The sequence below is a fragment of the Gelidibacter sp. genome (genome assembly GCF_053579655.1).
The window spans coordinates 25,740-51,462 of record NZ_JBMDWE010000013.1 but is presented as its reverse complement, the minus strand read 5'-3'; the positions used below and the strand labels follow the sequence as shown (position 1 = coordinate 51,462).

Genomic DNA, 25,723 nt, shown 5'->3' with positions numbered 1-25,723 from the left:
TATATTCAGATTCCAATTAATCGATAATTTCATCGTTTGATTTACGAGATTCCTGCCTTCGCAGAAATATGACGCCTCCAATAACTAATAAACCAAACAGAATAGAACTCGCCAATGCAATCGTACTTCCTGTTTCGATAACCTGCGGCTCAAATTTAAACTCAATCGTATGTTGTCCTTTTGGAATTGGCATACCTCTCAGTACATAATCCACACGGTAATGTGGTTGTAACTTTCCATCAATATAGGCATTCCATCCATCAGCGTAATAAATTTCTGAAAAGACAGCAAATCCATCATTACTATTGTTAGAGCTATACTTTAAGTAATTGGGTTGATATTCTGAAATAGTAATCGTTGCAGTCGAGTCCGTTTTAAAAATCGTAGTAGCCAAATCTTGTGTTGTAACCGCTTTTATCTTGGTGTCCAAACTATCTAAAGCTGTCATTTCTTCATTGGCGGAGTTGACCTTTTCAATTTCGGAAACAAACCACGCGTTGCCGTTGGCATCAGCGTTTTTGATTGAAACTGGGTTGTTGTCTTTATTTAATTGTATGAAATATTTCGCATTCAACATATTTATAACTTCAAAATTATTTCTCTCTAATTGATAGCTAAACAATTCTTGAATACGTCTTGGTTTTGCTGCATGATAACCACCAATAGAATTATGAAAAAAGGAAGCCTGTGCGCTATTAATCGGATTAACGGTTAGATCTAAAACCCTATAATGTGAAACATCCTTTAAAATCTCAACATCCGCATCTGACTTAGGAAATGGATTATTAATTTGTAGTTTTGATACAAACTTATCCTTATCATTTGGATTCACATATCGAAGATCAACACTCACCAAATCAAAAAGAATCAAAACCGCAAATACAATAATGAGCGCATTTTGAGACAGTTTTTTCTTTAAAAACAGCCAGATTCCGCTTGCAGAAAGTAGCACGAGTATGAGTGTACGAAGTGTATCAGAGGTAAACATTGATTTTCGATCTGCTCTTAAAGCGTCTATAAAACTTTGACCATATTCGCCCCATCCTTGCTTATATTGGCCATCTCGCATACCAACAAAATCAAAGGACCCTTTAAATAGCAAAAAGAAGATGGCAACACCTCCGGTAATTGCAGTAGCAATTTTTAAGGCTCTCAGTTTCTCTTCCCCTTTTTCGAAATCATTGAACAAGCGCACTAACCCGAAAATCGCAAGTATAGGAATACAAAGCTCCAAAATTACCTGAATGGAAGTTACCGCCCTAAACTTGTTATACATCGGCACGTAATCGATAAAGAAATCAGTTAAAAACCCTAGATTCTTTCCGTAGGATAATAGTAAGGACATGATCGTGCCACCTACTAGCCACCATTTCAATCGGCCTTTCACCATAAAAAGTCCAAAGACAAAAAGAAACAACACTGCGGCACCAACATAGGCTGGAGCTTCAACAATAGGCTGTTTCCCCCAATAGGTTGGGATGTGTTTAACTTCACGTAAGGCCTCCACAGGACTTGCACCAACTGAAGTATAAAATTTATACATTTCTGAGTCCTTACCTACATCTTCGCCATTCCCACCACCTAGAAGTCGGGGAATAAAAAGATTGAAGGTCTCCAAAAATCCGTAACTATATTCTGTAATATAATCTTTATCTAAACCAGAAGTGACATCCTTTGGAGACCCATCAGAATTAATGGTCAATTCACTCTTGCCACGAGTACTTTCTTTGACATACTCTTGGGTAGCCATAATGTTAGTTGCATTCAATCCGATAGCTAGGAGAACCGCAAAAAACATAATCCCTACCGATTTAAAAAAATGTGGTAAGAGCTTCTTTTTATAAGCGTCGAAAAGGTAAACCGCCCCTAAAATCAACACTAACAAAAACAAATAATAAGTCATTTGATAGTGGTTAGCACTTAACTCAAGCGCCATGGCAACTGTGGTTAGCAAAAACCCGAAGATATATTTCTTTTGAAAGACGAGCAGAATCCCGCTCAAGACTAAAGGCATATAAGCAATAGCGTGCGCTTTACTATTATGACCGACCCCCAAAATAATAATAAGATAGGTAGAAAAACCAAAGGCTAAAGCACCAAGTGCCGCCAGTTTAAAATCGACTTTGAGCGTTAACAATAGGATATAAAATCCCATAAAATAAAGAAAAAGATAATCTGCCGGTCTTGGCAGAAAACGCAGTGCAGTATCTAATTTCTTGATATAGTTGTGAGGATATTTCGCTCCTAACTGATAGGTAGGCATACCACCGAACGCACTGTTGGTCCAATAGGTTTCCTCGCCAGTTGCTGCTCTAAAATCGGTTTGCTGTTTGGACATCCCGATATAATGCATGATATCACTTTGGAAAATCTGCTTTCCACTCAACACAGGATTGAAATAAGCCAATGAGAGTGCAATAAAACCAACTACTATTAAAAGATGTGGGAGGAACTTTTTGAATGACAATGCCATGAAGAATTGAGGTTGTTTAATTGTGGCAAATTAATCAATTTCTTCGTAATCGACGTACTCGCCTACTTTTTTATTGGAAGATTGGTGCTGTTGTGGCATTTTGTCTATAACGGTCTCACCTTCTTTAGGACGGTTTCTGTCTGGTTGTTGCTGCTGTTGAAACTGTCCTCCAAAACGTTCTTCTACCTTTTTTGACACATAACGCAGAAAATAAGGTGCAAAAATCCGTGTAAGAATTTTTGCCCCATACCATACCAATAAAATAATCAAAATGGTTCTTAAAAAACCAGTAAAGGATGCCATTTGCATGATGAAATTAAATTTTTTCCAAAAATACAATTCTTGGTCTTGAAAAACGGTTATAATTACTTAAATAATACATAAAATATCCATGTTTAGGGCGGTTGAACAGTTACGATGGACTGATTCGTCTATTTTAAGCTCCTGCTTTCAAATGATTAAAATCAATTCAAAACCAAAAAAAATATGTAGTTTTGAACCAAATAATTACGAAAATGAAACCTATCAAATTTTACATAGTCTTTTTAATTTTCAGTGCCAGCCAATTCGCTTTTAGTCAATATACGGAGGTCATTAATTCCAATAGACCAGGGGTATCCCAAAGTGCTTTTTCGGTGGGAACCAATGTTATTCAATTTGAAGCGGGACCCTATTTTGTGAAGGAAAAACACACGCCTTTAAAATATGACGTTTCTGGCTTTGGGGTTGATTTCGGTGCACGTTACGGTCTGCTTTTTGAAGATCTTGAAATCAACGTACAAGGTACTTACCAAAATGATACCTATACTTCAAATGCCTCCTCTATTCCTCTAGAAAATAAACGGGCTAACTTTAAAAACCTTACTGTGGGTGCAAAGTATATGATTTATGATCCTTACCGGAATGCAAAAGAAGAAAAACCAAATTTATACAGCTGGAAAGCTAACCGACAATTCAAATGGAAATCCTTGATTCCTGCAGTAGCGGTTTATGCAGGTGCTAATTTTGACACTAAAAACAATCCTTACACTGGTCCAGGAATTGAAGGTTTCAGTCCAAAAATAGCCGTGATATCTCAAAACAATTTTGCAGGCGGTTGGGTATTTGTCATTAATTTGATCAAAGATCGCATAGGTACTGATTATTCAGATTTCCAATACATATTTACCTTAACCCATTCTTTAAATGAACATTGGGTTGTTTTTGGAGAAACCCAAGGTATCCAAAGTGATTTTTATGCAGATAACCTATTCCGCTTTGGTGGCGCTTATCTATGGAACAAAAATTTTCAACTGGACACTGCTCTAACATTTAATACTAAGGATACCCCTTCTGTTTTTGGAGTTAATTTCGGAATGTCCTACCGCTTGGATTTTCATAAGGACAAAGTTATTGACAACGGTAGTCCCGCTGATGACGAGTTAAGACTTCAAGAGCGAAAAATTCAGAAACAAAAAGAAATTGATTTTGAGAAAAATAAAAAATCAAAAAAAAAGAGCAAATTATAAGACTACTTTATGATTACAATTAAAGAAGTGCATTCCCCTAAGGACTTAAAGACCTTTGTTAAATTTCCTTTTCAGCTTTATAAAGATTGTGACAAATGGGTGCCGCCCATAATCAAACAAGAATTGGATACGTTCAATAAAAAGAAAAATCCAATATTTAATGACGCTGAGGCTACATTCTTTTTGGCCTATAAAAACAATGAGGTCGTTGGCAGAGTCGCCGCAATTATCAATTGGCTAGAGGTCAATCAGCAAAAACAAAAGAAGATGCGTTTTGGTTGGTTTGATGTGATTGATGATGTGGAAGTCACCAAAGCCTTATTGTCGAAAGTTCATGAAATCGGTAAAGCAAATGACCTGGATTATGTCGAAGGTCCTGTAGGGTTTTCAAATTTGGATAAAGTGGGGCTATTGACTGAAGGCTATGAATTTGTCGGGAGCATGATTACTTGGTACAATTATCCGTATTATGTCGATCACTTTAGGGAATTAGGCTATACAGACGAAAAACTATATTCTGAAAGTCGTTTTCCATTCTCTAATGTTAAGCCAGAATTCTTTCTTAAAGCACAAGAACTGATCAAAAAACGCTATCAACTAAGACCCTTAAAGTTTACCAAAACTGAAGAAGTCATGCCGCATGTTGATAAAATGTTTGATCTTTTTAATAAATCCTACGCTGCTTTATCTTCTTTTGTTGCAATTACAGATATCCAAAAGGAATATTTTAAAAAGAAATTCATCAGTTTCGTAAATCCAGAATACATCAAGTTTGTAGTTGATAAAGATGATAATTTGATAGCCTTTGCAATTGTCATGCCTTCATTTGCGAGAGCTTTACAGAAAACAAATGGCAAATTATTTCCATTTGGCTTCAGACATATCTTACATGCCAAGAAACACAGTAAAGACGTTCTGTTTTATTTGATTGGGGTGCTTCCCGAATATCAGAACAAAGGAGTGACTGCAATAATTTTCAATGAATATTATGATGAATTTACCAAGAAAGGGATCCAAAACTGTGCTAGGACTCCAGAGTTGGAAGACAATCTAGCCATTCATCAAATTTGGAAACATTTTAAACCTGAAGTTTTTAAGAGACGAAAAACAGTGAAGAAGGATATCTCCTAATTGAAATTACAAAACTTAAAATTCCAAATACCAAAAGATGTATCACAGAAATTCGCTGAGAACACATTGAGCTTTACAGAGAAAAGCTTGATGGACTTCTTCAGATTTAAAAACCATCTCCCATAATTTGATTTTTAAAAACCTCGAAGGTCATTTGACGCTCGAGGTTTTTCTTTTTACAGTAAATTGAGATCTAATAAGATATTTTGGCGATTAAGTTTATTTTATTAAATACAGTTTAAAAGCACATTAAATGGTTTTTTGATAGTTTAACTCTGAAAACCTCCAAGATAACTTAAAATATTTGTGAAAATATTATTATTATAATTCACAATATTAGTTGTAATTTACCCTTCAAATTATTCTCTTAATATTTTTATTTGTGTAACTAAATCAAAGAATTCCATGGGAAAAAACTATTTTAATTTTTCTGAAACTAACCCAAGCTAATTCTTCAGCCCTAAATCGGAAGCGTATCGTTTAATACCACAACTAAAAGAAGCGAAAGCGGAAATCATATTACATGCGACGATGGCACGAAATGGTGGAGATATGGCAAATATGACCAGAGAAAGCGCCGCCATATTGACTGCGGCAGGTATTCCTGTAAGTATTGAAGGTGGATATGAAGCTTACGTACCAAAAACAAGAATTGTTTTATTTGAGGCAGGTCAAGCTGTGGTACATGGACTTTCTTTTGATGAGGCTCTAAAAACGATTACTTTAAATCCCGCTAAATTATTAGGAATTGATGCCCGCGTTGGAAGTATCGAAAAAGGTAAAGATGCTGATTTAGTTCTTTTTGATGGAGATCCTTTTGAATATTTAACAAAAGTGAAAATGGTTTTTATTGATGGTGAAATGGTGGCAGAAAACGATTAGACTTTTGCAATCATGCTATCGATTCGAACTGAATAGCTTTATTTAAAACTTTAAAATCCCTGTCTGTCCTCATGCTCACGGGGATTTTTTTATTTATAATAATTCATCTAACTTTATTATATGATAAATCAGCACATATCCGGAATCATAAAGCAGTTTCAGCAGTATAAAACTGCTGGAGATAAAACTATGGCTCAACTAACATTTGAGGATATTAACTATCAGCCCAATGAAGATTCCAACAGTATTTCAATTATTGTAAAACATTTGGTGGGCAATATGTTGAGCCGCTCGACGAATTTTTTAACAGAAGATGGCGAAAAAGAATGGCGCCAACGCGATCAGGAATTTGAAGCATCCTATAGGACTAAAGAAGAGCTTTTGGCCCAATGGGAAAAAGGTTGGAACTGTGTGTTTGATGCAATTTCTCCATTAAAAAAGGAGGATCTCAATAAAATCATATATATCCGAAAAGAATCCTTTACGGTAACCGACGCCCTAATTAAACAATTGGCGCACTACGCCTACCATATTGGGCAAATGGCTTATGTTGGTAAAATGCTTAAAGGCGATCAATGGATTTCTTTATCCATTCCTAAACGAAAAAATATTTAACCGTAATTTCAGTATTAAAATTGAAATCGAACTTGAAATCGAACTTGAAGTTGAAGTTGAAATTGAAGTTGAAATTGAATTTCCTCGACAATAGCTTATGTGGAGGAGGAAACTTTAAATCATCTCGCCGGCTCCCAGCTCCACAACCCACAACTTCACAACCAACATCTCCTCACAATTCACGGCATAAAAACTATTCACTTTTTTGATTTTTCTAATTTGCTATTTAAAATTTACTTTTTGTACCTTCGTAGCTTATAATCACGATTAAAAAATTCTCATGAGTAAATACGATATCATTGTTCTTGGAAGTGGTCCTGGTGGCTACGTTACTGCTATTAGAGCATCACAATTAGGTTTCAAAACTGCAATTATTGAAAAAGAAAGTCTTGGTGGGGTTTGTTTAAATTGGGGCTGTATCCCAACGAAAGCCTTGTTGAAATCGGCAGAGGTTTTCGAATATCTTAAACATGCTGAAAACTATGGTCTTTCTGTAAAAGAAGCGGACAGAGATTTTTCAGCAGTTGTAAAACGAAGCCGCGATGTTGCCGGTGGCATGAGCAAAGGTGTTCAGTTTTTGCTAAGGAAAAATAAAATTGACGTCATTGAAGGTTTTGGAAAACTTAAACCTGGAAAGAAAGTTGATGTTGATGGTAAAGAATATAGTGCAGATCATATTATTATTGCAACTGGCGCACGATCAAGAGAACTGCCAAGCTTAAAACAAGACGGCAAAAAAGTGATTGGCTACAGAGAAGCGATGACTTTAAAAGAGCAACCTAAAAAGATGATTGTCGTAGGTTCTGGCGCTATTGGTGTTGAGTTTGCCTATTTTTATAAATCGATGGGAACTGATGTGACCATTGTTGAATTTTTACCAAATGTGGTACCTGTTGAAGATGAAGAGGTTTCAAAACAATTGGAAAAATCGTTTAAGAAATTAGGTATCAATATCATGACTTCTTCTGAAGTTACTAAAGTAGATGATTCTGGAGCAGGTGTTGTTGCAACTATAAAAACTGCCAAAGGAGAAGAGACTCTTGAAGCAGATATCATTCTTTCAGCTGTAGGTATCAAATCTAATATTGAAAATATTGGATTGGAAGAAGTAGGCATTGCAGTTGACCGAGATAAAATTTTAGTCAATAGCTATTACCAAACCAATATCCCAGGCTATTATGCTATTGGTGATGTTGTACCTGGACAGGCGCTTGCTCACGTCGCTTCCGCAGAAGGTATCTTATGTGTAGAAAAAATTGCAGGACAAAATGTTGAGGCTTTGGACTATGGGAATATTCCTGGTTGTACCTATGCCACTCCTGAGATTGCAAGTGTTGGAATGACCGAAAAAGAAGCCAAAGAAAAAGGTTACGATATTAAAGTCGGCAAATTCCCTTTCTCTGCCTCAGGTAAAGCCAGTGCATCTGGAGCTACAGATGGTTTTGTAAAAGTGATCTTTGATGCCAAATATGGCGAATGGTTAGGCTGCCACATGATTGGTGCAGGTGTAACTGATATGATTGCTGAAGCCGTTTTAGGACGTAAATTAGAGACTACAGGACATGAAGTGTTGAAAACTGTACATCCGCATCCAACGATGAGTGAAGCGGTCATGGAAGCAGTTGCTGCGGCTTATGGCGAAGTGATTCATTTATAAGCTGGGGGAGTTAGAAGTACGAAGCTCGAAGTTCAAAGTAAAATAATAAAAAAGCGATTCAATATTTGAATCGCTTTTTTTATGCTATTGGAATTTGGGTTTTGAATATTTTGTAATTTCTTTTAAATTTTTAATCCCAACCCTAAAAACAAACCATTTGGTGCCAATTCATCAATACCTAAGGCAAATTTGATGTGAACATCTAAAGCCTGTGTGAGTTCATAGCTGGAACTAAGGTCTGCACCAATCTTAAGTTTGTTAGTGTAAAAATCAAAAAAATAGTTCACACTTGGCCCTGCCATGAAGTGCAATCTATTAGCAACTTCATATTTCGCATAAATCGGCACATTCAAAAAATTGAAATCACCCACTGAAATATATAAAACTTCAGGCTGGATACTCAAAAAATCATCAATTGGGAATTCTACAAACACCCCGCCATAAAATCCAGTTTCAGAAGTTACATAAACACCCAAATTCTGCTGATCCACAGTAATAAAAGTCTTATTCAAGCCACCTTTCACTCCAAATCTAGTGTCAACATTTTGAGCACTGAGTACAAACGAAGATATTATATGGAATAGGGCTAAAATGATAATTTTACAAGTCATATCTAAGCATTCAAAAAGCTTTGGATGGCCAATTCATAACTCTGCAATCCAAATCCAACGATCACACCTTTTGCATTTGCCGCAATATAGGAATGATGTCTAAAATCTTCGCGAGCAAAAGTATTCGAAATATGTACTTCCACTACCGGCGTTGTGATCGCCTTTACCGCATCTCCAATCCCCACCGAAGTATGCGTATAAGCGGCAGCATTCAAAATAATGCCATCATAACTGAAACCAACTTCCTGAATTTTTGAAATCAGTTCGCCTTCAATATTAGATTGGAAATGATCAATTGCAACATGAGGATATTTGGCTTTTATTTCTTCTAAAAATCCAGTTAAAGAGAGACTTCCGTAAACTTCGGGCTCTCGGGTGCCCAATAAATTCAAGTTTGGGCCATTTATGATGATCAGTTTTTTCATGATATAAAAGTATAAAAATATAAACGCATAAAAAAACCACCAAGCATGTTGGTGGTTTTAGTATATAAAGTGAGGTGTTTAATTTTATAATTTAAACAACAAACCAAATTGTGCAGTGTCAAAAAAGTTATTGAACACGTTGATGTTTCCGTTAAAACCTGAAACTGCTTTACCACCATCAACTTTAGCAGATGAATATGACAATACATCAGCAAGACCAAAAGAAATAGCGATATTTTCAGTTACGAAATAGTTAATGCCCAAATTAAGGCCTGCACCAAAGCCATCGGCTTTAACGTCAGTGATCTTATTTTTGCTGGATGCATAACCAAGATCAAGTTCTGTATAAGTCTTAAAACGCTTACCTAAATCTAAAAAGTAGTAACGTGCAAAAACTCCAGCACCAAATGACTTGTTATCGCTCACATCAGTTCCTCTAACTTCAGTGGTTGCAGAGTTGTATGATCCTTGTACTCCTACTGCAAAATCTTCAGTTAAAAAATAGCCAACTTTAGGATTAATTGAGAATCCGTTCGTTTTTGTGTCAGTGTTTTTGTTATTTGTACTGTTGAATCCAAGACCACCTTCTAAAATAATCCCGCCTTCTTCAAAACCATAAGTAGTTTCTGCTTCTTGAGCATTGACATTTGATAATCCAAAAACTGCAATTGCAGCCATAATCATTACTTTTTTCATTTTTGTTAATTTAAGTTATTAGTAAATTTGAAGGTGCAAAAGTAGCCCTATAATTACTTTTAAAAAAAGTAAAACTGAAGTATTTACTGATGTTTCAAGAGTTTTCACCGCATAAAAAAACCGAAGCGTCTAACTTCGGTTTGTATAATACTGATAGCGTTTCAGTTGTCGTTAAAATGAAAATCCAACACCAAATTGCCAAACAGCACTTTTAACATCTGCATCTCCAATAAGGAACGCGTCATCCTTAATAATACTGGTTAATCCAAGATTATAGCGTGCTGAAAGCGAAAAACCATTGTCAAATTTATACCCTGCTCCTAGCGCCAAGTTGGTATCAAAATTTTTGATCACAGAATCATCTGGATCTACTTCAACCGTGCCCATCGCTCCAGAATCATAGTCAACTTCTTCCTTTACTTTAAATCCGAATTGTGGACCTGCTTCTGCATAAAGACCTTTTATAAGATATACTTTAGCCATTAAAGGAACTTGAATGTAATCCAATTTATATTCGGCCTTATCATTCAAATTAAATCCTTGACCTGAATACAAAACCTCTGGTTGAAAAGAGAAACGCTCACTGATTGGGATTTCCAAAAATAATCCCAAATGGAAACTTGTTCTGGAATCGAGATCTCCAACATCGTCTCCCGTAATATTAGAAAGATTGACACCACCTTTTACACCAAATTGCGTTGTGGTGTTGTCTGACTGCGCGTAAATGGAGGTGGCGCTTATAATAGTCACTAATGTTGCTAAAAATAAATTTTTCATAAATAAGTTTTTAAGTTATAATAAGTTATAATTTGATATACGTTAAGAAACGCCTTACAAGATTTCCTCTTAACAGAGTTTAACACCATTTATTGAATTTTAACGTTTCATTTACTAGATGGACTGTTTTGAAATTTATAAGACCATATCTATGAGGGCAAATATCTAGGCCTACCTCCTGCCATATTGACTTCAAACGCATTTTTTTTAACGGAAATGGTTAGTCTGTGTTGCCTCAAAAAATAGGTGACTTTTAAACTTCCATCATAAATACAATAATTACAATGTATAAACTTGCTTCCAGTTTATTTGTAATTGGTAATATTGCAGATTGCAAAGAAAAAATTATAACTTTCTTTAAAACCTAAAATCACAATTCATGAAATGGCATGATGCTCTGAATGATTATCAACTCTATCTGAAGATTGAACGGGGTTTGTCTCAAAATTCCATCGCCAACTACACTTTCGATATTAAGAAACTCATTAAATTTTTAGAAGAAAATGAAATGATCATCTCGCCAATTGAGATTGAGCACACCGCGTTACAACAGTTTATATATGAAACCTCTAAAAAAGTTAATGCCAGATCTCAAGCGCGGATCACCTCAGGGTTGCGAAGTTTTTTTGGATATTTAGTCTTTGAAGATTATAGAAAGATTAACCCGTTAGATCATATTGAATCGCCAAAAATTGGTCAAAAACTTCCAGATACCTTAAGTCTTGCCGAAATAGACAAACTCATTGGAGCAATCGAACTGACCAAGGAATATAACGGCGTCCGAATTGGAGAGCGCGATCGCACCATTTTGGAAACACTTTACAGTTGTGGTCTGCGCGTTAGCGAATTGACCAATCTCAAAATTTCCGATCTTTTCTTTGATGAAGGGTTTATTAAAGTCACTGGAAAAGGAGATAAACAACGCTTTGTTCCAATTGATGAGTCCACCCAAAAATACATTAGCATTTATAAAGATGAAGTCCGTTCAAAAATAAACGTTCAAAAAGAAGATAAAGACACCCTCTTTTTAAATCACAGAGGAAAACAGCTCACACGAGCCATGATTTTTACCATCATAAAAAGGCTCGCTGAAAAAATAGAGCTCAAAAAAACCATTTCCCCACATACGTTTAGGCATTCCTTTGCCACCCATTTATTGGAAAACGGCGCCGATTTGAGAGCCATTCAACTCATGTTGGGACACGAAAGTATAACCACTACTGAAATTTATATGCACGTGGATCGTTCACATTTAAGAGATGTGTTGAAAAGATTCCATCCAAGAAAATAATGCGTTTCAGCGATTAAACTTTCCAATTATCGCATTTTTTCTTATATTTCGCCCTTATACACATTTTTTACCCAACACTCTCTAAAGGGATGAACCCACCTACAAACAAACCGAATATCTCTCTTGCCAGTGAAGAGGATTTAAAAACTTATAAATACAAATATGCCTTAGACAATTCGTCTATAGGGATATGGGAATGGGATATGGTAAATAATAAAATGCATTATTCTGAAGCCTCAAAAATTATTCATGGTTACGAGAATTCAGAATTAGACTTGCTTAAAAGACACTGGAGAGAAGCCATACATCCCGAAGATTTGGAAAGCCTTCAAAAAGCTGTGGACGATCATATCCAAAATATTACCCCAGAATATAAAAGTGAACATCGTATTTTATACAAGGAAGGCTCTTATAAATGGGTTTTGGATTTTGGTAAAATTGTAGCTTTTGATGAATATAATGCACCTAAAACTTTCATTGGCACAACCATTGACATTACCCAAAGAAAAGAAGACGAAGAGCGCTTAAGACAAGATTTGAGTGTCATTAGCAATCAGAATAAAAAACTCGCCAATTTCGCGCATATTGTCTCCCATAATCTGAAAGAACACGCTGGAAATTTCGAGAGTCTTTTGAGCTTTTATAAAGAGGCAAATAATGAGGATTATAAAGATGAAATTGTCGATCTTTTAATGACCGTTTCTGATTCTCTGACCAAAACTATTGATAATCTTCGTGAGGTCGTTTCTAAACAATCTCAAGCAAAACTTGAAATCAAACCGTTAAGGCTTAACGATTATATCAACAAGGTTATTGATTTATTAGAATTGGATATCGTCGAAAAGAACGTTATTATAAAAAATAAGGTTAGTGATGCACTCGTGTTATATAGTAATGAAACCTATCTGGAAAGCATTATTTTAAATTTGGCTTCCAATGCGCTAAAGTATTCACATCCTGAAAGACAACCCGTCATTACAATTGATGCCTTTACCACCCCAACAAGCATAACAATTACGCTTGAAGACAATGGACTAGGGATTGATCTTGTAAAATATGGCCACGATATTTTTGGGCTCTACAAAACCTTTCACAACAATAGCAATGCTGAAGGTATTGGCCTTTATCTCACCAAAAACCAAATTGAAGCTCTTGGTGGCGAAATAACCGTGGAGAGTATTGTTGATGAAGGCACTAAGTTTATCATCACTATTGCGGAGAAGAAAAAAGACCAGAGCGTTTCAAAATCAGCCTATGTTTACAATAGTAGAAACTAATATTTTTTAATGATTTCTTCAAAATTTACTTCTCATTAGTGATGAGAGCATTCTTTCTTAAACCCTTTCACTTTCATTGTTAGACATTGATCCCAAATTTATAATGTACTATGTAACAGAGAATTGTGCCTCCTTCAGAAAATATGAGATAGGTGAAATAAAATTTTAAAATTCATTAAAAATTCCTAACTTTAACTATTCCCTATATAGTTTATTATAGCATTTAACAAATTTAACCCTATTGGCGTAAATTTAGGTGTACACCTGATGCCGATTTTAAACAAATGCTATGACTTCACCAGAATCGGGATTACAAAAGTTAAATCTAAACTCGACATTTGTGGACAATCTCAAATGGCAATTAGCACTGGAGTATTCCGACATTGGAATGTGGGAGTATGATGCCGTATCTGATCGGTTGTTCTTCTCAGAAGGTTCAAGAAAAATTATTGGAGTTTCAGAAACTTTTGTTGGTGCGGATACCAATTATTGGAATGAACGTGTACACCCCGATGATAGAATGAAATATCATCAAGATTTTCAAGACCATCTCAATGGATTAAAATCCATGTATGAAAATGAGCATCGGATACTATGTGAAAATGGCACTTACAAATGGATCCGTGATAGAGGCAAGATTGTAGAATGGGGGCCAAATAACGAGCCAAAAAGAATTATTGGCACACACACTGATATTACGACACAAAAACAAGATCAGGACACAATTAACGCCTCCTTAGCAATTGTTACTGAACACAACAACAAGCTAAAGAATTTTGCGCACATTGTTACGCACAATCTAAAACAGCATACGGCAAATTTTGAAAGTTTATTGGAGCTTTATGATGAAACCGAAACTCCCGATGAAAAGGAAGAAATAATGGCACATTTAAGGATGCTTTCCCATTCATTGACAAAAACCATTGTGAACCTTCACGATGTTGTACGTGAGCAAAACACGAAAACCAATCTCATTAAAAAGATCTTTATTACCGAAGAGATAAATAATATTTTAGAGGTTCTTAAGTTTGTTATTACTGAAAATAAAGCCACCGTCCATAATAAAATAAACGAAAAATTATTCCTTTATTATAACTACTCCTATTTCGAAAGCATCATTCAGAACCTCTTGTCTAATGCCATAAAATACAAACATCCAGACAGAGATCCCGTAATCACCATTGATTGTGCTTATGACAAACAGGAATTTAAACTTATCATTTCAGATAACGGCATCGGTATTGATCTGGATAAATACGGTAATGACATTTTTGGATTGTATAAAACCTTTCATCATAATAGAGATGCAGAAGGCATTGGTCTCTATTTAATAAAAAATCAAATTGAAAGTTTTGGTGGCCAAATTACGGTAGAGAGCACTATAAATGAGGGCACTACTTTTACGATTTATGTCAAAAACAAAAAAGTCTGACATTTGCCAGACTTTTTTATTTTCCATTAAAAGCGGTGTTTATTTCGCAATATTAACCGCTCTTGTTTCTCGTATTACGGTTACTTTAACCTGTCCTGGATACGTCATATCTGTTTGTATTTTCTGAGAAATCTCAAACGATAAATTAGCCGCCTGTTCGTCAGAAACACGATCACTCTCTACCAATACTCTCAATTCACGTCCTGCCTGAATAGCATAAGCTTTATTCACGCCATTAAATCCAAACGCAACATCTTCCAAGTCTTTTAAACGTTGGATATAAGAATCTAAAACCTGACGTCTTGCACCTGGTCTTGCTCCTGAAATAGCATCACATACCTGAACGATTGGCGCCAATAAAGTGGTCATTTCAATTTCGTCGTGATGCGCTCCAATGGCGTTACAAACTTCTGGTTTTTCACCATATTTTTCAGCCCATTGCATACCTAAAATAGCGTGTGGCGTTTCCATATCGGCTTCTGAATCTGGCACTTTGCCAATATCATGAAGTAATCCAGCACGTTTGGCGACTTTAGCATTTAACCCCAGTTCCGCAGCCATCACGCCACAAAGTTTAGCAACTTCACGTGAATGCTGTAATAAGTTTTGACCATAAGAAGAACGGTATTTCATACGTCCCACCAATTTAATCAACTCAGGATGCAGTCCATGAATTCCCAAATCAATTACGGTACGTTTACCAACTTCAATAATCTCTTGTTCTATTTGCTTTTTAGTTTTTTCGACAACCTCTTCAATTTTAGCTGGATGGATTCTTCCATCCGTCACTAATTTATGAAGCGATAAACGTGCAACTTCACGTCTTACAGAATCAAAGCACGAAAGAATAATGGCTTCCGGGGTATCATCTACAATGATTTCAACACCTGTAGCCGCTTCTATCGCACGAATATTTCGACCTTCACGTCCAATAATACGACCTTTAACATCATCGGATTCAATATTAAATACAGAAACACAGTTATCAATCGCTTCTTCCGTACCAATACGCTGAATGGTATTTATAATGATTTTCTTAGCTTCTTGCTGTGCCGTAAGTTTTGCCTCTTCCAAGGTATCCTGAATGTAGGCCATGGCATCAGACTTAGCTTCATTTTTAAGTGAATCTACCAGCTGTGCTTTAGCATCTTCAGCAGACAATCCCGAAATAACTTCAAGTTGTTTTACTTGGTTTTTATGAGCCTTGTCAACTTCATCTTTCTTCTTTTCTAAAAACTCCAAGCGAAAATCGTAATCCTTGATTTTCTCTTCTATTTCTTGAGATAATTTCTTGTTTTTAGCCAATTCATTAGACACTTGAGATTCTTTGTCACGCGTTCTCTTTTCAGCTTCGGCTATTTTTCTATCACGGGATAGAATAGTTTTCTCGTGCTCAGATTTCAACTCAATGAATTTCTCTTTGGCTTGCAGAAGCTTATCTTTTTTTGTGGTTTCACCTTCTGAATTCGCTTGTCTTATAATGGAATTCGCTTCCTCCTTTGCATTTTGAATAAGTTTAGAAGCATTGCTTCTTTCCAGTGTTTTTGCTACAATATATCCTAGTATTACGCCTAATACTACGCCACCAACAATTAATAAAATTGTGTTCGTATCCATGTTTAGTTTAGTTTAAAAAAAATTGAAAAAATTCAAACATCCCATTAAAACGGGGCTGGCCTAATCACACACCTCTTTTAAAAGCTGTGAAATTTAACCAAAAAAAAAGCCTACATCAGTTTCGAATTTTGTATAAACCCCTTAAAAACAAGTATAGGGCTAACAAGCTGATCAAAAATCTGCTCAAGGCAGCTCATTTTTACAACTTAAACTCACCCTTTTTAAAGAATTAACGTTGAGTTTATCAAAAAAATTAACTAATGTAGGCAGTAACCTATTTATTTAAAAGAACGTTAAGAGATTAAATGTGAATGAAGAAGATCGTCCAAAGCGGTTAATCTATTTTTAACATCTTCACTAACATTGTCTTTATCTATTGCTTTTTGTTCCACTTGAGACGCAAATTGTAAAGCACACATGGCTAAAACATCTTGTTTATCTCTAACGGAATAATTTTGCTCAAACTGATTAATCATAGCTTCAATATTCTTAGCGGCTTTTCGCAATCCTTCTTCCTGATCAGGTGCAATCGTCAATGGATACATTCTGTTCGCTATGGAAAGCTTAATCTTTAGCTGTTCTGACATTAAATACTATACTTAAATTACATTACTGAGATAATTGTGCTATACAATGATCTATATCTTTTATTAATGTATTTATCTTGAGCTTTGTCTCTCGTTTATTTTCATCACTGCCCAACATTGAATTTGCAATTTTAAGAGCTTCATATTTCTCAATCCAAGAACGCAATGCTTCCTGTTGTTGAATAATCTTTTGCTGATAAACGGCCAATTCTTCAGACAGCTTCGCATTGGTTTGTTTTAAAACCTCTTGCTTGTGTAAAACTTTACTGATCTTATTCTCTAAAGAATCAACAATATCCTCAAATTTACCCATTTACAAATTTCAATACTGATGTAACAAAGTTAACATACCTGAGCAGAAATCACAATAGTTTTATCAAAAATTTTGAAAAAATAAGCAACAAGTGAGGTGAGGTAACTTAAACATCTAATAATCAATTAGCTAACGACCTCAAAAAGATTAAAAAAGTGTTGTCATTTCGCTTTATGATGGCAAGGTTGTACCTGTAAATCGGATTGCTTTAAGTGCACTTTTAAGTTTCGAGTTATATACATTCGATGGCAATAAGTTGATACGTTCTAACAATTAAAACCTAAAAAACTCGTTTTTATCCATCAGTTTCAAATCGAACAAAACTATTTAACCACGACTAACTTTAAAGCCTTCAAACTTTAGGCACTCCTAACTTTTTTTAATATTTTTAGCCATTCAAATCTAGCTATGAAGTTTCTTTTTTTATCCCTGTTTTTTACCACATTTGCCTTTTCACAAGTTGACTATCCTCAAGATTATTTCAGAAGTCCTTTAGACATTGAATTGATTCCTTCCGGAACCTTTGCCGAGCTGAGAACCAATCACTTTCATGCCGGTATGGATATCAAAACCCAACAAAGAGAAGGTCTCAATGTGTATACCGTTGCTGAAGGTTATGTAAGTCGTATTAAAGTGTCTCATTATGGTTACGGAAAAGTGATTTATATTACACATCCCAATGGTTATACTTCTGTTTATGGCCATTTATCAAGTTATGCGCCCATCATTGAAGCTTATGTAAAAGCGAAGCAATATCATGATGAATCCTATGAGGTTGAAATCATTCCAGAGGTTGATGAAATAAAAGTTAAAGAGGATGAAATCATTGCCTATTCTGGTAATACGGGAAGTTCTGGCGGACCGCATTTGCATTTTGAGATTAGAGATCAGCAAGAACGCGTGCTCAATCCCTTACTTTTCGGATTTAAAATCCACGACAAAAAAACACCTTTCGTCACCACTGTTTACGCCTATACCAAAAACGATGATTCTTTTGTAAATGGTCAAAGTGGTCGCGTTGAACTGCGTCTCATCCCAAACAAAAACAAAGATTATACGGTTGAAAGTATTAATGCTTATGGCGATATAGGCTTTGGCGTGATTAGTTATGACCAACAGGATTTAGCGGTTAATCAGAATGGTATCAATGGGTTGACAACTTTTTATAATGGGAACAAAAAGTTTGAAATGGATTTTAACCGATTTGCATTCACTGAAACCCGACATATCAACAGATTTATTGATTACGAGCTGTTGAAAACTAAAAGAAGTTGGGTTCAGAAGTTGTTTGTGGAAAAAGGAAATGTGCTGAGTCTTTATAATCATTTGGATAATGATGGCTATGTTGCTATAGCCGACAGCACGGCTTCAGTTTATAAAATCAAAATTAAAGATTTTCATGGCAACGAGTCGTGGGTTACGATTCCTATTAATGGGAAAAAAATGTCCAAAGCACCTAAAGTTGTTGATACAAGTACCAAAACCTATATTTTCTCTGAGCACCCCACGAATTTGAACGAAAAAAATGTGACCGTTTATTTTCCTTCCAACAGCTTTTATGAGGACACTTTTATTGATTTTAAGGTCAGCAATGACACACTTTATTTGCATAAGGATATCATCCCGCTTCAAAAAAATGTGAACATACAATATGATGTCAGCAACCATAAGGATGCCGATAAAGACAAACTTTATATTGCCGAATTGATTGGCAATAAAAGATACCCGAGTTATCTCAATACCAAAAGAAACGGCAATATATTATCAGCATCCTCAAACGCTTTAGGAACTTATACCTTGGTTAGAGATACACAAGGGCCAAAAATTTCCGCAACCAACTTTCAGGATGGGAAATGGCTAAGCAATTTCCGTTATCTAAAATTCAAAATCACGGATGATCTTTCAGGTATCAGTAATTATAGAGCTACCATTAATGGAAAATGGATTTTGGTGGAATATGAGTACAAGGCCAATACCTTGACCTTTGATTTTAATGACAATGTGGCGACAGACACCAAAAATGAATTGAAACTCGTGGTCACAGATAATGTTGGAAATAGTTCTACATTTGAAGCAACTTTTTTCAGAAAATAAAACACCAACCATTTGAAACTATATGCTCACTTTTTGCGTTTCGTCCTTATAATACTTCCATTTTTGGGATGGTCACAAACCGCAACGATTAGGGGAATTATTTTGGATGAAGCTAATATGCCCGTTTCCAATGTCAGCATTAAATCGGACAACTCGGGAACAACGACTAATGACAATGGTTTTTATGAATTAAAAGTTCCAATAAAGGTTAATCTCACTGTTGAATTCACCCATATTTCCTTTAAACGTGTGGTCGCAAAATTCAATCTTAAAAACGGGCAGGAAATAGAGTTCAATCCGGTAATGAATTTAAATGTCGAGCAAATTGCAACGGTTATCATTAATAGTACACATCGACAATCTGTAGATGGCGTGACCACCATTGCTCCTGCCTTACTTCGCTCGATCAAAGGTGCACAACCTGGCGTTGAAAATATTTTAAAAACTTTACCAGGAGTCAATATTTCCAACGAATTGAGTACTCAGTATTCGGTGCGCGGTGGTAATTTTGATGAGAATCTAGTTTACGTCAATGACATTGAAGTGTACAGACCATTTTTGGTACGCTCTGGACAGCAAGAAGGCTTAAGTTTTGTCAATTCTGATCTGGTGCAAAACGTCGATTTTTCGGCAGGCGGATTTCAAGCGAAATATGGCGATAAACTATCTTCAGTGTTAGATATAACCTATCGAAATCCGATGAAATTTGGCATGAATGCCGACATTTCGTTATTAGGCGGTAGCATTTCTGCGGAAGCGGTATCAAAAGATTCAAAATTATCGGGCATTATTGGGTTGCGCTACAGAGACAATAGTTTAGTGCTAAACTCCTTAGAAACTGAAGGGAATGTAAAACCCGTATTTGCAGACATCCAAACGTATTTGACCTATAAGTTTACCGATAAATTCCAGGTCAACTTTTTAGGTAATATCTCCAGCAATACCTATGATTTCCAACCTAGAAACAGACAAACCAATTTTGGAACCATAGCCAATCCGATGGCTTTATTGGTGTATTATGAAGGCCAGGAAAAAGATGCGTACAACACGTATTTTGGAGCCTTTAAAGCGAATTATTTTGCCAGTGAGGATTTAACCTTAAAATTGATTGCCTCCACATTTCACACCACAGAAGAAGAGTATTTTGATATTTTGTCGCAATACCGCTTGGGTGAGGTAAACAGCAATATTGGCGATGAAAATTTAGGCAAAGTTGAATTTAGCGAAGGTATCGGTTCCCAATTAACCCATGGTCGAAATGATTTGGACGCCTTAATCATGAACGTTGAGCATAAAGGCGATTATCAGATTGATAATAACACCTTTGAATGGTCCATAAAATATACACATGAAGATATCCGTGATCGTTTGGTAGAATGGGAAGTGATTGATTCCGCTGGTTTTTCCATTAATCCACCAAAATTAGGCTTCTTCAATGATCAACCTTATCTGCCCTATCAAGGACCTTTGGTTGCTTTTCAGAATGTACGCGCTACCAATTATGTGCAAATTGACCGCTTTCAAGCGTATGCCCAATGGAGCAAACGTTCAGAATTAGGGAACAAGGAGGTGTTTTATAATTTTGGAGTTCGAGCGCATAACTGGACGGTAAATGGCGATGGGATTGAAAGTAAAACGCAAGCCGTTTTTAGTCCGAGAGCGCAATTTGCCATCAAACCAGATTGGGAGAAGGACATGCTTTTTAGAGTGGCTGGTGGCTTGTACTACCAACCGCCTTTTTATAGAGAACTTAGAGATTCATCCGGTACTGTAAGACCTGATGTGAAGGCTCAAAAATCAATACATCTTGTTGTTGGCAATGAATACAGTTTTAAAATGTGGGATCGTCCTTTTAAATTGGTTTCAGAAGCCTATTATAAACATATGACTGATGTGAATCCTTATACTTTAGAAAATGTTAGGATTCGTTATCGTGCCAGAAATAACGCGGAAGCTTATGCCTATGGTTTAGATTTAAGATTGAATGGCGAATTCGTGCCAGGCACGGAGTCTTGGTTTAGTTTTGGGTATTTAAAAACCGAAGAAAACATTGAAAACCAAGGCTATATTGCAAGACCAACCGATCAGCGTTTAAAATTCGGAGTTTTGTTTCAGGATTATGTACCCAACATTCCTGCATTGAAAGTGTATCTGAATTTAGTATACAATACAGGAGTTCCTGGAGGTTCTCCTAGTTACGCCGATCCTTATCAGTATCAAAACCGACTACGGGCTTATAAGCGTGCTGATGTCGGTTTTTCTTATGTTGTTATCGTTGGAGAAGTAGCCGATAATGCCCAATGGAAAAGCATGTTTAAAGAATTGACCGTTGGCGTGGAAGTGTTTAACATGTTTGATGTGCAAAACTCCATCACGAATACTTGGGTACGGGATGTGTATAGCAAACGTCAATATGCGATTCCTAATTATTTGAGTCCGCGGGTGTTTAATGTGCGGGTATCGATGAGATTTTAGGTTCTATCTTTCTCTCGCGGAGCCGCAAATATTCTCTCGCGGAGCCGCGGAGACGCAGAGTTGCATAATTGTATACGAATTTCTTAATGTAGTAATATATACTTTCGTGTGAATTAGTGATCTCGACAACTTTATGCACATGTCTATAAAATCAGTGCAAATCATAAAAAATCAGCGTCATCAGCGTTCCATTGAAAAATCCAAAAACTAAATACCTAATTCCCAAAGAGTGTTTTATGAGATTTTGTGTTATTTGAATCTAATTGAAATCAGTGAAAATCTGTAAAAATCAGCATCACCAGCCAGAACTGAAGGGCAGGTCTGCGTTTCAATTATAAATTCCTATAAAAGCGGATAAAGTAATTTTTATTCAACAAATTCTTTTAAGATATCAATCACGTAATCCACATCTTCTTTGGTATTGAAACTAGAGAATGAAAATCTCACGGAAGGTTTCATTAAATTTTCGGCACTTAATATTTCAGAAAGCACGTGCGAATTTTGATTGCTCCCACTTTGACACGCTGAACCTTTAGAACAGGCTATTCCTTTCAAATCCAACTGAAAATGAAGCATTCCTCCTTTTGCTGGAGCAATTGGCAAACACACATTAATCAAAGTATAAGTGCTCTGATCCGGATTTTCACAGTTGCCGTTAAATGCCATATTTGGAGACAACGCTTTTAATCGATCAATAAAATAATTTTGTAATTCGAGGATTTGACTCTGCTCTTGTTCTAAATTGGCATAGCTTAATTTCAGAGCTTCTTCCATGCCTACTATATTATGAATGCTTTCGGTACCTGCGCGATACCCACGCTCCTGCTCGCCGCCATATATAGAAGCTTTGAGGCCTGAACCTTTTCGCATAAAAGCAAAACCAACGCCTTTTGGACCATGAAACTTATGCGCACTTGCTGCTATAAAATCCACGGGAATGGTTTGTAAATCCAATTGATAATGCCCTACTGATTGCACCGTATCACTATGAAATAAAGTGTTATTCTTTTTACAAAGATCTGCCACTTTTTTAAGATCCAATTTATTCCCAATTTCATTATTGACATGCATCAAACTGACCAGTTTCTTGTTGGAAGATTGTAATAAACGCTCCAAATCATGCAAGTCAATTACACCGTTTTCGAGCAATTTTACATAGCTAATGGTAATGCCATATTCGCTCTGAAGATGCTCGACCGTGTGCAAAACGGCATGATGTTCTAATTTACTGGTAATGACTTCAGTAACCCCCAAATCCCGGACCGCACTTCGCAAAACCAAATTGTCCGCTTCCGTACCACCAGCTGTAAAGACAATCTCAGAGGCATTGACATTAAAAAATGACGCAATTTTTTTTCTGGAGGTTTCAATTAACGATTTGGCAGAACGTCCCATGCTGTGTGTTGAGGATGCATTGCCATATTGTGAGCGCATAACCTGCGTCATACGATCAATAACAGCATCACGCATTGGGGTTGTTGCTGCATTATCAAAATATACTTGTCTCATTCTAAATTCCTTTCAAAAAGCAAAAATACTCCAAATAAAATTATTTCGTAGATGCGACCTTATAAATTACCAAATGCCTTATTTTTGTTGCTAAATTGTTTGAAATGCAAAAATTACTGTACTTATTATGCTTTTGTTTGTTGGTTTCTGCTTGTGATGATGGCGACGTCATTGATGTGAAATTGGATTTTGATAAAGAGCTGTCTATATGCAATTTAAGTGCTGGGAATTACTTTTTATATGACACCAAAAAAAATCCTTCAGAGTCTTTAAGCTTAATATTTCCAAAAAACTCCAGAACTGACTCCATTTTCAATCCTCCGAAAAATAATTACAAAACCACTTTGACCATTAATGGTACGACTACCCTATTCAATTACCGTACTTATGATGGCAGTCCTGAAAATTTAATTTGTAATCTATTGCCTGATGCCACTACCCATATTCTTAAAGATTATGCGGCAAATTCTGGTACCGTCACTATTATCACAACTTATGTTGATGATGACGATGACGGCATTCCTGCAGACGTAGAAGATGCCAATTTAGATGGCGATAACAATCCTGCAACAAATCCAACCGATTCTGACGGCGATGGCATTCCTGACTATTTAGATGCGGATGATGATAACGATAATGTGTTAACTAAAGATGAAAAACACAATTACAATAAAATTGATGGTCTTTCCAAAGCGCAAGATACAGATGGCGATGGCATTCCTGATTATTTAGATAATGACGACGACGGCGACGGTGTTTTGACACGTCACGAAGACGCAAATTTAAATGGAAATCCTATGGACGATCGTGATAGTAGTTCTCCTACGCCTGGAGTTCCAAGATATCTTGACAAAGAAGCCAAGGATACTTACGATTATCAAAAACTCAATAAAAACAGATACAAACGCACCTACACGATCAAGTTTTATATTAATAATGTCAACTTGGATGTTATTAGCTTAACTGAAATTGAATTTGGAACCTACACTTACAGTATCATGATTGAAAGTGACTAAAAAATCTCGATATTCTCGCAACCTATTTTTTCAGAAAAATAGTCGCGAAGGCTTTATCCTAAAGGCTATTAGGAACCTAAAGTGCGTTCAAAATTGTGAAACTTATTGGAAAACAGATGGATTATGGCAACAACAGAAAGCCGTTAAGGCCTATCCATTTTGATAGATATAGACTTCCATCGCTCCTAATCCATATTTCTGGAAATCGGCATCGTAGAATTTTATATTGTCATAACGACTAAAAAGTGTTTCCAGTTCCATTTTAAGAATGCCTTCGCCAACGCCGTGAATAAACACAATTTTTTGAATGCGTTTGCCGATGGCAAAATCCAATTGACGTGTAGCCGTATTTAATTGTAAGGTCAACATGTCAAAATTCGATAAGTTTCGCTGGTTATCTGTGAGATTATAAATATGCAAATCCACTTCCATGGTAGGCTGGTTGCGCTCTTTCGGTTTTACCTTTACAGATTTCCGTTTGATGTGCTGCTCCTTTTCGGAAAGCACTTCGCGCACCGAATGCTCAGCAAAAATGTTGGATTTCAAAGTGTCCTTCCCTTCCATTTTGAGCAATTCGTTGGCATTAAAATCCATAAGAAAGCCATCTTCGGTCTCAATAAAAATGGTTGAGCCGTCAATTTTTGAAACCGTTCCAGAAATGGCTTCGTCCAAAACAGTTACCTTATCTCCTTTTTTAAAACTCATGACTAATGTTCGTTATCAGAAGGTGTTTCTTGATCGTATTTACTCGGAATCCTTTTTGAAATGCGGTACACGCCCATCATCAAAATCATAATGCCTCCAATCAGTACATATTGATTTTGCTCTACTCCAGCCTTGGCATAAATGGCAATAAAACCACCAATAATTATTAATAGAACATTGATTACTCTTGACATATTCATAAATAAGTTATTTACACGAAATGACGAAATTAAACATTTTGAATCGAAATACCTTTGATTTTTGGTAAATCTAAGCTTAAAAATTCTATTTGTTAAGTCCTTTCTTTTTATACATTTGTGCATGACTTTTTACAATTTCATCAATCCCGAAGACTTCATGTTGCCTTGTCTCAACAAACAACTCTTTGGGATAGAGTGCTTGGGTTGTGGTATTCAACGCTCCACATTGTTTCTATTTAAAGGTGAGTTTTTGCTGGCTTTTAAAATTTACCCCGCGATTTACACACTTTTTTTATTGGCGCTTTTTCTTATATTTAACCTCTTTAAAAAGTTCAAATATGATTATAACATCAAGATGGGTTTAATTGTCTTAAATGTTATTATCGTAGTTACCAGTTATCTAATCAAAATAAACCACTAAAAATCCAATCA

The 25,723-nt window shown here is 36.0% G+C and carries 24 protein-coding genes and 1 other RNA gene; 12 read left to right on the top strand and 13 right to left on the bottom strand.

Going from position 1 to position 25,723, the window contains the following annotated elements; all coding sequences use genetic code 11:
* Nucleotides 1–16: 16 nt before the first annotated feature.
* Both ACOH2D_RS08505 and ACOH2D_RS08500 read right to left on the bottom strand, forming a co-directional pair.
* Nucleotides 17–2,473 carry a YfhO family protein gene (locus ACOH2D_RS08505; protein ID WP_449534961.1) on the bottom strand — a complete coding sequence of 819 codons (2,457 nt, stop codon included), beginning with the start codon at nucleotides 2,471–2,473 and terminating at the stop codon, nucleotides 17–19.
* Between the two features lie 30 nt (nucleotides 2,474–2,503).
* The gene (locus ACOH2D_RS08500) at nucleotides 2,504–2,782 is read right to left on the bottom strand and encodes a DUF4834 family protein (RefSeq protein WP_348036180.1); all 279 of its coding nucleotides are present in this window, start codon (nucleotides 2,780–2,782) and stop codon (nucleotides 2,504–2,506) included.
* A gap of 206 nt (nucleotides 2,783–2,988) precedes the next feature.
* Here ACOH2D_RS08500 and ACOH2D_RS08495 point away from each other — a divergent pair, with 206 nt between their 5' ends.
* From ACOH2D_RS08495 to lpdA, 5 genes are all read left to right on the top strand, one after another.
* Complete coding sequence (locus ACOH2D_RS08495) at nucleotides 2,989–3,981, top strand: transporter (protein WP_449534960.1); 993 nt, start codon at nucleotides 2,989–2,991, stop codon at nucleotides 3,979–3,981.
* Nucleotides 3,982–3,990: 9 nt separating this feature from the next.
* Nucleotides 3,991–5,112 carry a GTP cyclohydrolase gene (locus tag ACOH2D_RS08490; protein ID WP_449534959.1) on the top strand — a complete coding sequence of 374 codons (1,122 nt, stop codon included), beginning with the start codon at nucleotides 3,991–3,993 and terminating at the stop codon, nucleotides 5,110–5,112.
* 552 nt (nucleotides 5,113–5,664) lie between these two features.
* Complete coding sequence (locus ACOH2D_RS08485; RefSeq protein ID WP_449534958.1) at nucleotides 5,665–5,994, top strand: amidohydrolase family protein; 330 nt, start codon at nucleotides 5,665–5,667, stop codon at nucleotides 5,992–5,994.
* A 120-nt stretch (nucleotides 5,995–6,114) separates the two neighbouring features.
* Nucleotides 6,115–6,609: a DUF1572 family protein gene (locus ACOH2D_RS08480; protein ID WP_449534957.1), complete on the top strand. Its 495-nt coding sequence runs from the start codon at nucleotides 6,115–6,117 to the stop codon at nucleotides 6,607–6,609.
* Between the two features lie 280 nt (nucleotides 6,610–6,889).
* The gene (lpdA, locus tag ACOH2D_RS08475; RefSeq protein WP_449534956.1) at nucleotides 6,890–8,266 is read left to right on the top strand and encodes a dihydrolipoyl dehydrogenase; all 1,377 of its coding nucleotides are present in this window, start codon (nucleotides 6,890–6,892) and stop codon (nucleotides 8,264–8,266) included.
* Between the two features lie 122 nt (nucleotides 8,267–8,388).
* On the opposite strand, the gene ACOH2D_RS08470 is transcribed toward lpdA, so the two are convergent.
* The 4 genes from ACOH2D_RS08470 to ACOH2D_RS08455 all read right to left on the bottom strand — a co-directional run bounded on the left by ACOH2D_RS08470 (nucleotide 8,389) and on the right by ACOH2D_RS08455 (nucleotide 10,775).
* Nucleotides 8,389–8,877, bottom strand: coding sequence for a porin family protein (locus tag ACOH2D_RS08470; protein WP_449534955.1), 489 nt, complete (start codon nucleotides 8,875–8,877; stop codon nucleotides 8,389–8,391).
* 2 nt (nucleotides 8,878–8,879) lie between these two features.
* On the bottom strand, nucleotides 8,880–9,302 hold the full coding sequence (gene aroQ / locus ACOH2D_RS08465) for a type II 3-dehydroquinate dehydratase (RefSeq protein WP_348036173.1): 423 nt from the start codon (nucleotides 9,300–9,302) through the stop codon (nucleotides 8,880–8,882).
* Between the two features lie 84 nt (nucleotides 9,303–9,386).
* Entirely contained in the window at nucleotides 9,387–9,998 is a 612-nt protein-coding gene (locus ACOH2D_RS08460) for an outer membrane beta-barrel protein (protein WP_348036172.1), read from the bottom strand.
* Between the two features lie 171 nt (nucleotides 9,999–10,169).
* Entirely contained in the window at nucleotides 10,170–10,775 is a 606-nt protein-coding gene (locus tag ACOH2D_RS08455; protein WP_348036171.1) for a porin family protein, read from the bottom strand.
* A gap of 379 nt (nucleotides 10,776–11,154) precedes the next feature.
* Between ACOH2D_RS08455 and xerA the strand changes: the two genes are divergently transcribed.
* The 3 genes from xerA to ACOH2D_RS08440 all read left to right on the top strand — a co-directional run bounded on the left by xerA (nucleotide 11,155) and on the right by ACOH2D_RS08440 (nucleotide 14,775).
* Nucleotides 11,155–12,066, top strand: coding sequence for a site-specific tyrosine recombinase/integron integrase (xerA, locus tag ACOH2D_RS08450; RefSeq protein WP_449534954.1), 912 nt, complete (start codon nucleotides 11,155–11,157; stop codon nucleotides 12,064–12,066).
* A gap of 89 nt (nucleotides 12,067–12,155) precedes the next feature.
* Nucleotides 12,156–13,343, top strand: a complete 1,188-nt coding sequence (locus tag ACOH2D_RS08445) for a sensor histidine kinase (protein WP_348036169.1) — start codon at nucleotides 12,156–12,158, stop codon at nucleotides 13,341–13,343.
* Nucleotides 13,344–13,632: 289 nt separating this feature from the next.
* On the top strand, nucleotides 13,633–14,775 hold the full coding sequence (locus ACOH2D_RS08440; protein ID WP_348036168.1) for a sensor histidine kinase: 1,143 nt from the start codon (nucleotides 13,633–13,635) through the stop codon (nucleotides 14,773–14,775).
* Between the two features lie 39 nt (nucleotides 14,776–14,814).
* On the opposite strand, the gene rny is transcribed toward ACOH2D_RS08440, so the two are convergent.
* The 4 genes from rny to ACOH2D_RS08420 form a co-directional block, all read right to left on the bottom strand.
* Nucleotides 14,815–16,392 (bottom strand): ribonuclease Y, encoded by a 1,578-nt coding sequence (gene rny / locus ACOH2D_RS08435; protein ID WP_348036167.1) that lies wholly within the window; start codon nucleotides 16,390–16,392, stop codon nucleotides 14,815–14,817.
* 134 nt (nucleotides 16,393–16,526) lie between these two features.
* Nucleotides 16,527–16,633: non-coding RNA, 6S RNA (gene ssrS / locus ACOH2D_RS08430), on the bottom strand.
* Between the two features lie 52 nt (nucleotides 16,634–16,685).
* On the bottom strand, nucleotides 16,686–16,979 hold the full coding sequence (locus ACOH2D_RS08425; protein WP_449534953.1) for a cell division protein ZapA: 294 nt from the start codon (nucleotides 16,977–16,979) through the stop codon (nucleotides 16,686–16,688).
* Between the two features lie 22 nt (nucleotides 16,980–17,001).
* On the bottom strand, nucleotides 17,002–17,292 hold the full coding sequence (locus tag ACOH2D_RS08420; RefSeq protein WP_348036165.1) for a coiled-coil domain-containing protein: 291 nt from the start codon (nucleotides 17,290–17,292) through the stop codon (nucleotides 17,002–17,004).
* A 408-nt stretch (nucleotides 17,293–17,700) separates the two neighbouring features.
* Between ACOH2D_RS08420 and ACOH2D_RS08415 the strand changes: the two genes are divergently transcribed.
* Together ACOH2D_RS08415 and ACOH2D_RS08410 are read left to right on the top strand one after the other, a co-directional pair.
* Nucleotides 17,701–19,386 carry a M23 family metallopeptidase gene (locus tag ACOH2D_RS08415; RefSeq protein WP_449534952.1) on the top strand — a complete coding sequence of 562 codons (1,686 nt, stop codon included), beginning with the start codon at nucleotides 17,701–17,703 and terminating at the stop codon, nucleotides 19,384–19,386.
* Nucleotides 19,387–19,398: 12 nt separating this feature from the next.
* Nucleotides 19,399–21,861, top strand: coding sequence for a TonB-dependent receptor (locus ACOH2D_RS08410; protein WP_449534951.1), 2,463 nt, complete (start codon nucleotides 19,399–19,401; stop codon nucleotides 21,859–21,861).
* Nucleotides 21,862–22,227: 366 nt separating this feature from the next.
* Here ACOH2D_RS08410 and ACOH2D_RS08405 read toward each other — a convergent pair whose 3' ends face one another.
* The gene (locus tag ACOH2D_RS08405; RefSeq protein WP_449534950.1) at nucleotides 22,228–23,370 is read right to left on the bottom strand and encodes a cysteine desulfurase family protein; all 1,143 of its coding nucleotides are present in this window, start codon (nucleotides 23,368–23,370) and stop codon (nucleotides 22,228–22,230) included.
* Nucleotides 23,371–23,474: 104 nt separating this feature from the next.
* Between ACOH2D_RS08405 and ACOH2D_RS08400 the strand changes: the two genes are divergently transcribed.
* A complete protein-coding gene (locus ACOH2D_RS08400; RefSeq protein ID WP_348036161.1) occupies nucleotides 23,475–24,386 on the top strand; it encodes a hypothetical protein in 912 nt (303 codons plus the stop codon).
* Nucleotides 24,387–24,536: 150 nt separating this feature from the next.
* Here the strand turns inward: ACOH2D_RS08400 and ACOH2D_RS08395 are convergent, their stop codons facing one another.
* Entirely contained in the window at nucleotides 24,537–25,091 is a 555-nt protein-coding gene (locus ACOH2D_RS08395) for a DUF8465 domain-containing protein (protein ID WP_449534949.1), read from the bottom strand.
* Nucleotides 25,092–25,093: 2 nt separating this feature from the next.
* Complete coding sequence (locus ACOH2D_RS08390) at nucleotides 25,094–25,285, bottom strand: hypothetical protein (RefSeq protein WP_449534948.1); 192 nt, start codon at nucleotides 25,283–25,285, stop codon at nucleotides 25,094–25,096.
* Between the two features lie 127 nt (nucleotides 25,286–25,412).
* Between ACOH2D_RS08390 and ACOH2D_RS08385 the strand changes: the two genes are divergently transcribed.
* A complete protein-coding gene (locus ACOH2D_RS08385; protein WP_348036158.1) occupies nucleotides 25,413–25,712 on the top strand; it encodes a DUF2752 domain-containing protein in 300 nt (99 codons plus the stop codon).
* Nucleotides 25,713–25,723: the final 11 nt, after the last annotated feature.